This is a genomic window from Muriicola sp., from assembly GCF_041567615.1.
In the GTDB taxonomy this organism is placed as follows: domain Bacteria; phylum Bacteroidota; class Bacteroidia; order Flavobacteriales; family Flavobacteriaceae; genus Muriicola.
Genome location: NZ_JBFGBM010000007.1, coordinates 1 through 13,598 on the forward strand (window position 1 = coordinate 1; position 13,598 = coordinate 13,598).

Annotated in this window: 11 protein-coding genes; 2 read left to right on the forward strand and 9 right to left on the reverse strand. The window is 50.2% G+C overall.

Annotated features, from left to right (window positions below; translation table 11 throughout):
* The 6 genes from ABYP73_RS01040 to ABYP73_RS01065 all read right to left on the reverse strand — a co-directional run.
* Positions 1 to 2,287 (reverse strand): glycoside hydrolase family 3 N-terminal domain-containing protein (locus tag ABYP73_RS01040; RefSeq protein ID WP_372973202.1); only part of this gene is annotated, 2,287 nt, incomplete at its 3' end.
* 86 nt (positions 2,288 to 2,373) lie between these two features.
* Positions 2,374 to 2,856: an ABC transporter ATPase gene (locus ABYP73_RS01045; RefSeq protein WP_372945657.1), complete on the reverse strand. Its 483-nt coding sequence runs from the start codon at positions 2,854 to 2,856 to the stop codon at positions 2,374 to 2,376.
* A gap of 61 nt (positions 2,857 to 2,917) precedes the next feature.
* Entirely contained in the window at positions 2,918 to 3,697 is a 780-nt protein-coding gene (locus tag ABYP73_RS01050) for a (Fe-S)-binding protein (RefSeq protein ID WP_372945656.1), read from the reverse strand.
* A gap of 18 nt (positions 3,698 to 3,715) precedes the next feature.
* The gene (locus tag ABYP73_RS01055) at positions 3,716 to 5,044 is read right to left on the reverse strand and encodes a 4Fe-4S dicluster domain-containing protein (RefSeq protein WP_372973203.1); all 1,329 of its coding nucleotides are present in this window, start codon (positions 5,042 to 5,044) and stop codon (positions 3,716 to 3,718) included.
* 3 nt (positions 5,045 to 5,047) lie between these two features.
* A complete protein-coding gene (locus ABYP73_RS01060) occupies positions 5,048 to 6,013 on the reverse strand; it encodes an MlaD family protein (protein ID WP_372973204.1) in 966 nt (321 codons plus the stop codon).
* Between the two features lie 54 nt (positions 6,014 to 6,067).
* Positions 6,068 to 7,321 carry an N-acetylmuramoyl-L-alanine amidase gene (locus ABYP73_RS01065; RefSeq protein ID WP_372973205.1) on the reverse strand — a complete coding sequence of 418 codons (1,254 nt, stop codon included), beginning with the start codon at positions 7,319 to 7,321 and terminating at the stop codon, positions 6,068 to 6,070.
* A 182-nt stretch (positions 7,322 to 7,503) separates the two neighbouring features.
* On the opposite strand from ABYP73_RS01065, the gene ABYP73_RS01070 reads away from it, so the two are divergent.
* Both ABYP73_RS01070 and ABYP73_RS01075 read left to right on the forward strand, forming a co-directional pair.
* Positions 7,504 to 10,161 (forward strand): putative LPS assembly protein LptD, encoded by a 2,658-nt coding sequence (locus ABYP73_RS01070; protein ID WP_372946100.1) that lies wholly within the window; start codon positions 7,504 to 7,506, stop codon positions 10,159 to 10,161.
* A gap of 20 nt (positions 10,162 to 10,181) precedes the next feature.
* Positions 10,182 to 10,568, forward strand: a complete 387-nt coding sequence (locus ABYP73_RS01075; protein ID WP_372946101.1) for a RidA family protein — start codon at positions 10,182 to 10,184, stop codon at positions 10,566 to 10,568.
* On the opposite strand, the gene ABYP73_RS01080 is transcribed toward ABYP73_RS01075, so the two are convergent.
* From ABYP73_RS01080 to pfkA, 3 genes are all read right to left on the reverse strand, one after another.
* Positions 10,561 to 11,412, reverse strand: coding sequence for an N-acetylglucosamine kinase (locus ABYP73_RS01080; RefSeq protein WP_372973206.1), 852 nt, complete (start codon positions 11,410 to 11,412; stop codon positions 10,561 to 10,563). The genes ABYP73_RS01075 and ABYP73_RS01080 overlap by 8 nt on opposite strands.
* Before the next feature lie 77 nt (positions 11,413 to 11,489).
* Positions 11,490 to 12,491 carry a type I glyceraldehyde-3-phosphate dehydrogenase gene (gene gap / locus ABYP73_RS01085; protein ID WP_372945587.1) on the reverse strand — a complete coding sequence of 334 codons (1,002 nt, stop codon included), beginning with the start codon at positions 12,489 to 12,491 and terminating at the stop codon, positions 11,490 to 11,492.
* A gap of 12 nt (positions 12,492 to 12,503) precedes the next feature.
* The gene (gene pfkA, locus ABYP73_RS01090) at positions 12,504 to 13,493 is read right to left on the reverse strand and encodes a 6-phosphofructokinase (protein WP_372945588.1); all 990 of its coding nucleotides are present in this window, start codon (positions 13,491 to 13,493) and stop codon (positions 12,504 to 12,506) included.
* Positions 13,494 to 13,598: the final 105 nt, after the last annotated feature.

The following is a 13,598-nucleotide window of genomic DNA, read 5'->3' on the forward strand; positions in this document are numbered from 1 at the left end:
GGAGCCTTGGAGCCCGTCGCGAAACAGCAAGCCGCAAGTGTTGCAGTCGTCCCCAGAGCCGGGGATCTCGGTGCGTACGACGAGATCGAGAACGGCGCGGGGCGGTGAAAGAGGAAGGGCGACGGGCGCGGTAAAACTCAGGGGAGGGTTTTCGGTTCTTATCCAGGGTCGCCAGGTAGAAGGCAATCCAGGATGGGAGCCTCCCGTAGTGGCTTAACGCTTTAAGAACGGTGACATCTTTGAGCTTCGTCGTGTCATAGGCCGGGATCAATTCCCCAAAAGTGTCGTTCAGGGAGATCTTTCCCTGCTCTTCCATGGACATGACAATGGGCAAGGTAGCCAGGATCTTGGTCAGGGAGGCCAGATCATAGAGATGTTCCGAAGTTATGGAGTCTGCAGCATCATAAGTGGGTTTCCCAAAATTCCGCTCGTAGATCACCTTTCCCCTCCGGGCTACAAGTACCTGTGCCCCCGGGAACATCAAAGAATCTATGCCGTTTTGCACCAGCGTATCCACCCTGGAAAGTTTTTTTCTGTCCATACCCACCCGTTCCGGGACACTGAAGCCCAACCTTCCCAGCGACTTGCCGAGGACGCCTGATCCCACAGGATGTCCAGCTCCCAGAGAAACAGGAAGCCTTCCCCTGGCGGGAATGGCCCCGAAAATGACCTCTGCCGTCTTTTCCTGCGCGATCACACTGTTCTGATAGCCCAAGACTAATGCATCGAGGTCGTCAAAAGACACCAGGTCCAGCAAGGCATAGGGTTTGGCAAAGACGGTCAGGACTAAATTAAAACTTCGCTGTCTGCCTAATTCGGCAAGCCAGTACAACTCTTTTTCCGAAAACTTGTACGGTTTCCAGGGGCTTTCATCACTCTTGTGAAAACCGACGATCACCACATTGTAGGGTTCCAGGTTCTTCTTTAAGGTGCCGATGTCCTTCCCCTCCACCCTGGTCACCTCCGTATATTTCTTCATCCCCTTTAAAAAAGGTTCCCCGGAGTCGTCGCCCATGGCGACATAAGCGATCTTCTTGTTCTCCAGATTCTTGACGGGCAGAAGGTCTACTTCATTCTTTACCAGGGTGATCGCCTGCTCAAAGGCCTCTTCATATAGCAATTCATCCTCCTGGGCATTGAGATCTTCGTAGAGATGGTCAAGCGTGACAGGCTGAGAGGTGTGTAAACCCGACTTGTATTTGGCCTTTAATATCTTCCTGACTGAGGCAGACAGGCGGGCTTCGGTGATCTTTCCATCCCTGTAGGCCTTCAATAAGGCCGTCCTCGCCCCCTGCAGGTTTGCGGGCATGAGAAGAATGTCATTCCCCGCGAGAAAGGCTTGCAAAGCTGCATTGTCATCCCCGGCAAAATTGGTGACGCCCTTCATATTCAGGGCATCTGTCAGGACCAGGCCCTGAAAACCCAGGTCCTGTTTCAATGTCTGAGTGATGATGTTTTTCGAAAGGGAGGAAGGTCTTTTCTCTTCCGGCTCCAGTGCCGGGACGTTCAAATGGGCCACCATAACCCCGGACACCCCTTCCCTGATCAATTTTTTATACGGATGAATCTCGATGCTGTCCAGCCTTTCTTTCTCGAAGGGGATCACCGGCAGGTCCTTGTGCGAATCCACGGCTGTATCCCCATGTCCGGGAAAATGCTTGGCACTGGTTAAGACTCCGGCCCTGCTCATCCCTCGGACAAAGGCGGCTCCTTTTTGGGCCACATTTTGACGGTCTTCCCCGTAGGACCTGTTCCCGATGATGGGATTCCTGGGATTGATGTTGATATCCACATCCGGGGCAAAGTTGATATGCACTCCCAGGCGCTTGGCATGCGTACCTATCCGAAATCCAATCCTTTCGATCATACTGGAGTCCCGGATGGCTCCCAGGGTCATATTCCAGGGATAGGCGAAGGTAGAATCGAGCCGCATGGCCAGGCCCCATTCCGCGTCCATGCCTATAAGCAGAGGAATTTTTGAAACCGATTGAAACTCATTGGTGAGCTTTGCCTGCCTCAGGGGCCCGCCGGTTGAAAAGATGATCCCTCCCAGATGTTCTTCCCTGATCATCTCTTTTATTTTGTCTGTAGATTCTTTATTCTGATCTGATGCGACCAACACCATAAACAATTGCCCGATCTTTTCCTCCAGACTCATTTTAGCATAGAGATCATCTACCCACTGCCGCTGAGCCAAACTGTCGGGCGTAAGCAAGGGGTCTCCCTGAGCCTGAACAAAGGCCGGGAGAAGCAGTAAGAAAAGGAAGGATTTGATAATTTTCCGCATAGGCAAACTGAACATTGAATCTAACTGTGATGCACGAGAATTATTGCGTTTTTACCAGATAACGCCCTGAAATTGTGGTGAATGCGCTAAATGAACCGGCCGTGCCAGCTTTCTGAAGCCGGTACCTCCCAGTGTTCGAGGTACTCCTGCTTGTTTACCACCAGGTTGTTGAAGACGATGGTATTCTTTGTGATGGCCTTGGCTTTGGCCATTTTTTTGAAATCCGCCATGGATTTATAAGTGATATAGTCGCCCTGTTTAAAGGACACATTCATCCTGTCTAGGAGCTGCACCCCAAAACGTTTCTCCAGCCCCTGTATGAAATGAACAGAAGCGTCTATACTGCAGCCGGAAGCTGATGCCAGTGTTTGGTCTAACCCAAACACAATAAAACGATTATACCTGATCTCATACCCGGCGTGGAGGGACGCCCCATGGGCTGTCCACTGAGTCAGGAATTGGGGGATCAATTCGTGGAGTTCTTTTAACTCGGCTTCGGAAAAATTCCGGTCGGCCTGATAGACCCAGATCCTGGAGGTATCAGGTAATGCTTCAAATGCCACTAACATAGTTGTTCTTTATTCATATTCATCTTCATTCTTCACTAAAATCGTTCCAAAAATACAGGCATCAAAGATCTTCCGCCTGCGCCATCAACTCTGCGATATCCATCACCGCGATCGCTCCTTCTTTCTCCTTATTCTTTACCCCATCGGTCATCATGGTATTGCAAAAAGGACAGGCGGCAGCAATAATTTCCGGCTGCGTCTCCAGGGCCTGCTCCGTGCGCTCGATATTCACTTCCTTATCCCCTTTTTCGGCTTCTTTAAACATCTGGGCACCTCCGGCACCGCAGCAGAGGCCTCTCTGTTTGCAATTCTTCATCTCCACGAGCTCTGCATCCAGTTTGCGAATAAGCTCCCTGGGGGCTTCATACACATTATTGGCCCTTCCGAGGTAACAAGGGTCATGGAAGGTGATCCTCTTGCCCCTGAACGTACCCCCCTGGAGGGTGAGTCGTCCTTCCTCTAGCAATTGCTTTAAGAATTGGGTGTGGTGCACCACTTCGTAATCACCTCCCAAACCGGGATATTCGTTCTTTAGGGTGTTAAAACAATGAGGGCAGGCAGTAACAACTTTCTTTATCCCATAACCGTTCATTACCTCTATATTGGTGACGGCCTGCATCTGGAAGAGGAATTCATTGCCAGCCCTTTTTGCCGGATCTCCCGAACAGCTCTCTTCCGTACCCAGGACGGCAAAAGAGACCCCTGCCTTGTCCAGGAGTTTTACAAAGGCCTTAGTGATCTTCTTGGCCCTGTCGTCAAAACTTCCGGCACATCCTACCCAGAAAAGAACTTCGGGTTGTTTGCCTTCGGCGAACAGGGATGCCATGGTGGGTACATTCATTTTCTGCGATTTCTTTTGTTATGCTGATTCCTCAGCCCAGTTCAGGCGGTCCATCTGGTTGAACGGCCAGGGGGCCCCGTTGTTTTCAATATTTCCCATCATCACGTTTAGCTCTGCAGGTGCTGCTGATTGTTCCATGACCAGGTACTGCCTCATGCTCATGATGATAGAAAGGGGGTCAATACTCACCGGACAAGCCTCCACGCAGGCATTGCAGGAGGTACAGGCCCATAGTTCTTCGCGGGTGATATAGTCATCGAGCAGTTGCTTACCGTCATCCACGAAGGTTCCCTTGTTCTTGTCTATATTCCTGCCCACCTCTTCCAGACGGTCGCGCGTGTCCATCATGATCTTCCTCGGTGAAAGCTTTTTCCCGGTCTGGTTAGCCGGGCACTCACTGGTGCACCTGCCGCATTCCGTACAGGTATAGGCACTGAGCAGTTGTACCCATTTAAGGTCCTTCACGTCCGAAGCACCGAATTTGTCAGGCGGAGCCGCATCCTCAGCAGGAACCGCAAACGGATCGGCATTGGGATCCATCATCAGCCGCACCTCTTTGGTGACTGCCTCGTTGTTGCTAAATTGACCCTTGGGTTTTAAATTCCCGTAGTACGTATTTGGAAAGGCCAGTAAAATATGGAGGTGCTTGGAATAATACAGGTAATTCAGGAAGAATAGTATTCCGGCAATGTGCAGCCACCAGGCAGACCTTTCGATCAGGACCACGGTTGATGCAGACATGCCTTCAAACAGGGGGGTGATCCACTGGCTGACAGGAAAGGAACCGGCCTCTGAATAATGGGCGACTCCCATACGCTGTAATTGCAGGTCCGACGCATTCATGGTCAGGAACAGAGCCATCAATATGAGTTCAATATAGAGGATCCAGTTGGCGTCGTTTTTCGGCCATCCTTTCATTTCGGGTTTTACAAATCTGGCCAATTTCAGGGCATTCCTCCGCAACCAGAACACGACCACCGCCACGATCACCAACAGAGCGAGTATCTCAAAGGAGGCGATCAGGAAATCGTAGAACCCCCCCATGAAAGCAAAGACCCGGTGGGTACCCAACAATCCATCGATGATGATCTCCAGCACTTCAATGTTGATGATGATGAATCCCAGGTAGACGATGATGTGCATAAGTCCGGCGATGGGCCTGACCACCATCTTGCTCTGACCCAATGCGATCCGCATCATGTTCTTCCAGCGCTGGGGTTTGTTATCCGACAGGTCGGCCTCCTTTCCCAGCATGATATTCCTCCTTAGTTTCTTTACGTTTCTCGCAAAATAGCCGATGCCTGTGATCAATAGGACGGCAAAGAGGATATTGGGAAGGTATTCCATCAATTATTGCTTGTTGGTTAATGCGGGATCGTTCTCGGGAAGGGCATATTCGATCTGCTTCTTGCCAAAAACCGAGACATTCACATAGCGCTTGGGATTCAGACGGAAATCCTGCAGGAGGAGGTCCAGTTCCCTGGATGCCTCAGTGAGATTGTTATACAGGTCTTCGTCCTTCATCAGTTTGCCCATGGTGCCTTCACCCTTCTCAATCTTCGCCAGGATGTCGTTGAGATTGTTCATCGTCGACTCCAGGTCGCGTATGGTCTCACCGAGATTGGCAGCAGCAAGGGAGTCTGAAAGTTGGGCAAAATTTGCGGTAAGGCGGTCTACATTGCTCAGGGAACTGTCTATACGTGCTTTGTTCTTGTCGAGCATCTCATTCAGGGTGCCTGCACTTTTCTGGAAGCTCTCCATGACAGAGGTGAGGCCCTGAATGCTTTCTCTCAGGTTTCTCTTGGTTTTGTCGTCCAGCACCTCATTGACATTCATCAACAGAGTATCTGCATGGGATACGGCCCCTTCTACCTTTAATTGAAGCGGAGTCAGTTTTTGCTGAACCAATTCAGTTAGACCAGGGCGTGTATTGGTTACCAAAGTATCGCCAGATTGGGCCATGGGTGCCCCGTCAAAGACAGGGACGATCTGAATCCCTTTCCCTCCGATGATGCCCGTATCAAACAGTTCAGCCTTACTGTTTCTGGAAAATTCAAAACTGCTGGCCACAGAAAAAGTGACGATGAGTTTTCCGCTGTTGTCCTTGAATTGGATGTTATTGACCTTGCCAACGCTAAAGCCGTTGATGGATACCTGTGTGCCGGTTTGGAGTCCCCCCACGTTGTCATATACCGCATAGAAGGTCTTGCTGTCATCGAAAAGGGGCGTGGCTTTGAGATAACTGTATCCCAGGATAAACAGGAGTATACCTCCGATAACGATGATCCCTGTCTTGATTTCCCGAGATAGTTTCAAGTTCACGTTTTTAGGTTCCAAACAAAATTAGAAATAAATTCGGAAGGCAGGCCATTATTCATCCTCGTATTTCAAGGCGTCCTGCAGGGGTATGCGTTTCCCGTCCTTGTAGGCCACGATATAGGAGGTCGTAAAGCCTTTCATTTCGGCATTGTTCTTCAGTAGTTTAGCCCCCATATAGGTATCTGTTTCTCCGTACAGGTAACGATATAGGTTGTTCACGGGTTCCTTGGAGATCTTGTTCAAACCTTTAAATTCAGCTGCGCCCGGCGCCAGGTTCTTCGAACTCGCCATGATTTGTACTTTAAAAATGACCCCCTCACGGGCTACCTGCATTCTGACCGCCGGGGTATCCTCGCCTGTTTCTCCCTTGGAAGTCTGGACGGCCTCAAGTTTACCGGATGCGGGGGTTTCTGTAACAGTCTGAAGGGTCTGTTCCGTTTTCAGATCAGGGTCGGCCTGTTTGGGGACGTCCCTCACTACAGGCGTGGTCTTTTGGGGAGCCCCGTTGGTGATTACCGTCTGTTCATCGGGTATACTGTTGCGATATTTCAGGATAGCCTCGGCAATGGCCTTGCCCATTTCGGTCTGGCCTTTGGAGGAATTGAGGTATCTGCCTTCCTCCCTGTTAGTCAAAAAGCCTGTCTCAATCAGGACGCTGGGCATAAAAGTCTGGTGGAGAACGATGAATCCTGCCTGCTTTACCTTCCGGTCATTCCGTTTGAGCTTCGAGGTGAAATTATCCTGAATGAGTTTTGCCAGGAGAATGCTCTGGTCGAGGAATTCCTCCTGCATGATGGTCAGGCCGATAACCGATTCCGGGGAATTGATATCGTAATCGGCATAACGAGTCTCATAATTATCCTCCAGGTAGATCACGGAGTTCTCCTTTTTGGCCACCTCGAAATTTTGTTTGTTCGCATGGAGTCCGAGCACAAAGGTGCCAGCCCCGTGGGCGTTGGAGGTATGGGAATCGCAATGCACGGAAACAAACAGGTCGGCGTCTGCTTTGTTGGCAATCTCACCCCTGACGAAGAGGTCTACAAAGGAATCGTCATCCCGGGTATAGACCACCTTGACCCCGGGTGTTTTCTTGAGCTCCTCCCCTATTTTAAGTACGATATTGAGGGCAATATTCTTCTCCATATAGCCGTTTCCCAGGTTTCCGGGATCATGGCCTCCATGGCCTGCATCCAGGACCACGACAAAACCTTCGTCCCCCCTGCTCGCCGGAACAGGGTCGGAGGCTGTCAGAGAAGCTGTCAAAATGAGAGAAAAACAGACAGCGATAAGCAATTTTTTATTCATGGCAGTAGGCAAAATAACGCTCCTAATCTTAGGTTAAAAATATCGTTCTCCGCCACGGGCAGAAGAAAAATATATGTAAGTTTGACTTACGAAAATCAAGCCTTATCACTACAAAAATAGGATATATAGCTTTGCAATCAAATAAACGGCTTTTTCTTTTCGCGGGTTTGTTTTTCTCGGTTGTGACCTTGGTTTTTGGACAGGAGGACAAGATCAGGCCCCTACCTATCAGGGCTGTGGAAGACAGCATACAGGCCCCTCCCCTTCCCCCAACCCTGGCGAAAGATACCGTTGAGACCGATACCGTGAGAACGGAATCCGCACCCCAAAAGCCGGCCCTTCTCCTCGATAAGATCAAATATAAGGCCAAAGATTACGTCAAGCTCAGTCAGAGGGACCAGAAGGTCTATCTCTACAACGAGGCAGAGATCTATTACCAGGACACGGAACTCAAGGCCGGGATCATCATCCTGGATTACATCAAAAATGAAGTGTACGCAGGTCGCCTTAAAGACAGCCTGGGCAATTATTCTCAACTCCCTTATTTCAAACAGGGGGAGAACCTGGTCATCCCGGATTCCATACGCTTTAATTTCGATACCCAAAAGGCGGTGATCTGGAATTCCCGTACAGAACAGCAGGCTGGTCTGGGCCAGCTGGGCAGTGATGCCATGAAGGTCTATGCCGAAAGGACGAAAAAGGAAAACGATTCGGTCTACTTCCTCAGCGAGGGGAAACTGACCACCTCCAAGGATACGATTGATCCGGATTATTACATCCGGGTGCGCAAGGCGAAGTTCGTGCCGAAAAAGAAGGTGATCGCCGGGTTCAGCAATCTGTATATCGTGGATGTCCCTACACCCATCGCCCTGCCCTTTGCCTATTTCCCGCTAACGGTAGGCCGGACCGCAGGGATCATGATGCCCACCTTCGGAAATGACCCGGACCGGGGGTATTTTCTGCAGAATGCAGGGTACTACCTGCCCATCAATGACTATGTGGACCTCACCCTTACGGGCGACCTGTATACAAATGGGAGTTATGGGCTCAGGGCGCAATCCGTCTATGCCAAACGATACCGGTACCGGGGTAACGTCAACTTCCGTTATGAGAATCAGATCGTGAGCCAAAAGGGTTTTGATGATTACAGCAGAGGGACGATCTACAACATACAGATCTCCCACTCCCAGGACCCGAAAGCCAACCCCAACAGCAGGCTATCGGCCTCGGTAAACCTCGGGAGCAGCCAGTACTACCGGAATTCCCTCCTGCAACAGAACCTGGCCCTGACGCAGACCAACAACCTGTCTTCTTCCATATCCTATTCCAAGACCTTTCCCGCCTATCCATCGGTGAATATGAGCCTTACGGCCACCCATAACCAGAACACGAACACCAATGTGGTAGACGTTACCCTGCCCACCCTGCAGGCGGCCATGGAAAGGGTCTTCCCGTTTGCCAAAAGGGATGGTATCAAAAAGGGCGCCATACAGAACATCAACTTCCAGTACGACCTGAATGCCCGTAACAGTATTCGAACCAACGACGAGGATTTCCTGACCGCCAAGATGTTTGACGATGCCAAGGTAGGCGCCCGCCACAGGATCCCAATCAGCACCAACTTCAAGGTGGCCAAGTACTTCAGCGTGACCATGGGTGGTAATTACGAGGATATCTGGACCCTGCAAACCTTTAACCAGCGATTCGACCCGGATACTCAGACCGTGGTCACGGATACGATCAGCGGTTTTGACCGGTATAACCAGTATAATTTCAATGCGAGTATAGGAACCACCCTGTATGGAACCTTTACGTTTGGGGAGGACAAGAAATTCCAGGCGTTGAGGCATGTTATGAGGCCCACTGTAAGCTACGGCTATGCCCCCTCCTTTGAACAGTATTACGACGAATACCTCAATGAGGTGTCCGGGAATATCGTGCAGTACTCGCGTTTTCAGAACACCATCTACGGGGCACCCAGACTGGGGAAGTCCAATGCGCTAACTTTCTCTTTGCAAAACACCCTGGAAGCGAAGGTGAAGGACAAAGACTCCACGGCCACCGAACCCAAAAAGATCCAATTGCTGAACAGCCTTAACTTTTCCACGGGATACAATTTTGAGGCCGACTCCCTGAAACTGAGTCCGGTGAGCATGAGCGGAGGTACAAACCTGTTAAAGAACAAGATGTCCGTAAACTTCGGGGCCAGCCTGGATCCCTATGCCATCGACAACAACGGAAGGCGTATCAATACCTTTAATATCAACAACGGGGGTAGCCTTTTCAGGCTCACCACCGCCAGGGCCAACATCAGCTACAATATCAGCAGCAAGGATTTTGGTCGCAAGGAAGACCAAGAGGAGGAGGAACAAGATCCCTATGCGGGCCAGACCTATGTAGCTGCCAGTGGTGGTAGGACGGATGACCTGTTTGGATCGGCGGATAATTTCAACGACAGCAGTTTTAAGAACCGGGATCCGGACGACATAGAAAACCCGAGATACGGAGCAAAGATCCCCTGGGACCTGAGGTTGCAGTACGCAGCCACCTACAGCAACAGTAACCGGCAGAACGAATTTTCCAACCACTCCCTGATGTTCTCAGGAAACATTGAACTTTCCCCCAGATGGAGGGTAGGTGCCTCATCGGGCTACGACATCAAAAGAAAAGGATTCACCGTGACACAGTTGAGGTTCGAAAGGGACCTGAAAAGTTTTGTGATGCGTTTCAACTGGACCCCTTTCGGGGATTTCAAAAGATGGTACTTCTTTATCGGTATCAAGAGTTCCATCCTGCAGGACCTGAAATGGGAGAACCGAAGTCAGCCCGTCAGAAGATAACTCTTAAAACATCAAATCATATGAGCAGCAGAAAGATCATCCACACTTCCAAAGCCCCTTCTCCCATAGGCCCGTACAGTCAGGCTGTTATGGCCGGAAATATGCTTTTTATCTCGGGGCAGATCGCCATGGATCCCAATACGGGAGAATTGATCTCAGGGGATATCAAAACGGAGACTCGTCAGTGTATGGAAAACCTGAAAGCCATCCTCACCAAGGCCAGCATGGGCTTCGAGCAGGTGGTCAAAGCTTCTATTTTCGTCAAGGACATGAAGCAGTTTGCGGAGGTCAACGAGGTATACGGATCCTATTTCGATTCAGCCACCGCCCCGGCCAGGGAAACGGTAGAAGTAGCCAATCTCCCCAAGTTCGTAAACGTGGAGATCTCTATGATCGCGATCAGATAGTCTCTTTGTGGAATTCCACCAGGCCGTCTATAGGCCTTTGGCGGATCACACCGGTGATCAGGTCATTCCGCTCGAGGACCATCTTTAGTTCGTCCCTGAGGAACCAGGCAATGCTTCCCACAAAATGGACGGGTACCTTGGTGGCCAGTTCGAACTGCATGATGTAGTTGTTGACAAATTGCTGCAGCCCCTTATCTATAACCCCTTTGCAGTAGGGATGGTCCTTGTTCTCAATGAGAAAACGCGCAAAAGTGGCCAGGTAGGTATTGGGATTGGGCTGTTTATAGAGGTTTTCCTTGATCACATCCGGGTCCAGATTGTACTCACTGGCAAATTTCAGGCCCAGTGCCTGGGGCATTTTGTGGAAGTAGTAATCCCGGATCAGTTTCCTGCCAAAAAAGTTCCCGCTTCCGTCATCCATGGGGATATACCCGAGGGAGATCACCTTCTGGAAAAGCTGGTGGCCGTCGTAATAACTGCAATTAGACCCTGTTCCCAGGATACAGACGATCCCCTGATGACCGATCTTGGTGGTGGAATAGATAGCCGCATAGGTATCTTCCTTGACCTCAATTTTGGCTTTATTGAAGAAGGATTTGAAGATGTTCCGGAGGAATTTCTTCATGCGGTCGGTACCGCATCCCGCGCCGTAGAAGTAGAGTCGGCTGACCTTATGCCTGTTCTTCGAAAGCTCGAAATTGTTGGCGAGCCGGTCTTCTATCACTTCACGCGTCAGTACTTCAGGGCTCAGGCCCAGGGTCTGGGTCATAAAGACCTCGTTCCCCTTTTCGTCCAGGGCGATCCAGTCTGCTTTGGTTGCTCCGCTGTCTGTAATTAATATCATAATGCTCTAAAAAAGGAATCCTTAAAATAAGTAATATTTACCTATTCCAAGGATTCCTCCGTATTAGTTTTTATTCCTTAAAGGGCATGGATATATTGAGCCAGGTCTACCAGTTTGTTGGAATAACCGGCTTCATTGTCATACCAGGATACTACTTTAAAGAATCTGGGGTTGAGTTCAATCCCTGCACCGGCGTCGAAAATGCTGGTCCTGGGGTCACTGATAAAGTCCTGGGAAACGACCTGTTCTTCGGTATATCCCAAAATCCCCTTCAGTTCCCCTTCAGATGCTTTTTTGAAAGCCTTTTTGATCTCTTCGTACGAAGTTTCTTTTTCCAGCCTTACCGTCAGGTCTACTACGGAAACATCCGCAGTGGGCACCCTGAAGGCCATCCCCGTCAGTTTACCTTCAAGGGCCGGGATCACCTTGGTCACTGCTTTCGCAGCCCCGGTGGATGCGGGAATAATGTTCAGCATAGCACTCCTGCCTCCCCTCCAGTCTTTCCTGGACGGACCGTCTACCGTCAACTGGGTAGCTGTTGTAGCGTGAACCGTCGTCATGAGCGCCTCTTCGATCCCGAAAGAATCGTGAAGTACCTTGGCCAGCGGTGCCAGACAGTTAGTGGTACAGGAGGCGTTGGAAACGATCTTGTCCGTAGCTTTTACTTTCTTGTGGTTGACACCCATCACGAACATGGGGGCGTCTTTTGAAGGGGCAGAGATCACGACCTTCTTGGCCCCACCGTCTATGTGGTACTGGGCTGTTTCCATGGTGGTGAAGATCCCTGTGCATTCCGCAACGATCTCGGCGCCCACGGCGTCCCATTTGATGTTCTTAGGATCCCTTTCAGCAGTGATCCTTACGGTCTTCCCGTTCACCACCAGGTTTCCATCCTTTACGTCTACGGTACCATCAAATTTTCCGTGTACGGAATCGTATTTCAACAGATAGGCCAGGTGCTCCACATCCAGGAGATCATTGATCGCCACGACCTCAACTCCGTCTCTTTTTGCGATCGACCTGAAGACCAGTCGACCTATTCTACCAAATCCGTTTATTCCTATTTTCAATGTTGCCATGTTTATATTTTTTTAAGTGGACATTATATCGGACACTCTGATGAGTTCCTTGTTGATTTTTGTTTTTCCTTTAATAGCTTCGCTCAGTGGTGTAAAGGCGATGTCGTCATCGAGAATCCCAACCATGAGGTTGCTCTTGCCTTCCAGCAGGGCCTCAACAGCTTTTACACCCATCCTGCTGGCCAGCACCCTGTCAAAACAGGTAGGGGCTCCTCCCCTTTGCATATGGCCCAGGACACAAACCCTGACGTCGTAGATCGGGAGGTGTTCCTCTACGTATTCCTTAAGCTGGAATACATTCTTGCCGGTGGTCTTGTCCCCTTCGGCCACTACCACAATACTGGATGATTTCCCGGTGAGCTTGCTTCGCTTCAGGGATTCCAGCAGTCGCTCGAGCCCCAGGTTCTCCTCTGGGATGAGGATTTCCTCAGCTCCGGCTCCTACCCCGGCATTCAGGGCAATGTGCCCCACATCCCGGCCCATTACCTCCACAAAGAAGAGGCGATGATGGGAACTAGCCGTATCCCGTATCTTATCGATTACCTCCATGGCGGTATTGATGGCCGTGTCGAAGCCCAGGGTATAACGGGTACCAAAGATGTCATTGTCTATGGTTCCTGGAATACCAATGACCGGCATGCCGAATTCTTCATTGAAGAGGAGAGCACCTGTAAAGCTGCCGTCTCCCCCGATGACCACCATGGCATCAACGCCCTGGGATTTCAACTGGTTATAGGCTTTCTGCCTTCCTTCATGTGTTCTGAATTCCGGACACCGGGCAGATTTCAGGATGGTTCCTCCCTTATTGATGATATTATTCACACTTCGGGCATTCATAGGGAGAAAATCCCCTTCGATCATTCCCTCATAGCCGCGGTAAATACCAACGCAGTCAATTTTCATATAGGCGCAGGTACGCACCACTGATCGAATGGCGGCGTTCATTCCGGGCGAATCTCCCCCGGATGTAAAGACCGCTATCTTCTTAATTTTAGTTTCCATAAAATTTATCGAAATCCAAAAGTAACAAAGAATTGGCAAATCAGGGTCCCGCCCCGGGTTTAATTGCTTATATCAAGCTAATCAAACGATGTAGTTTAAAAAAAA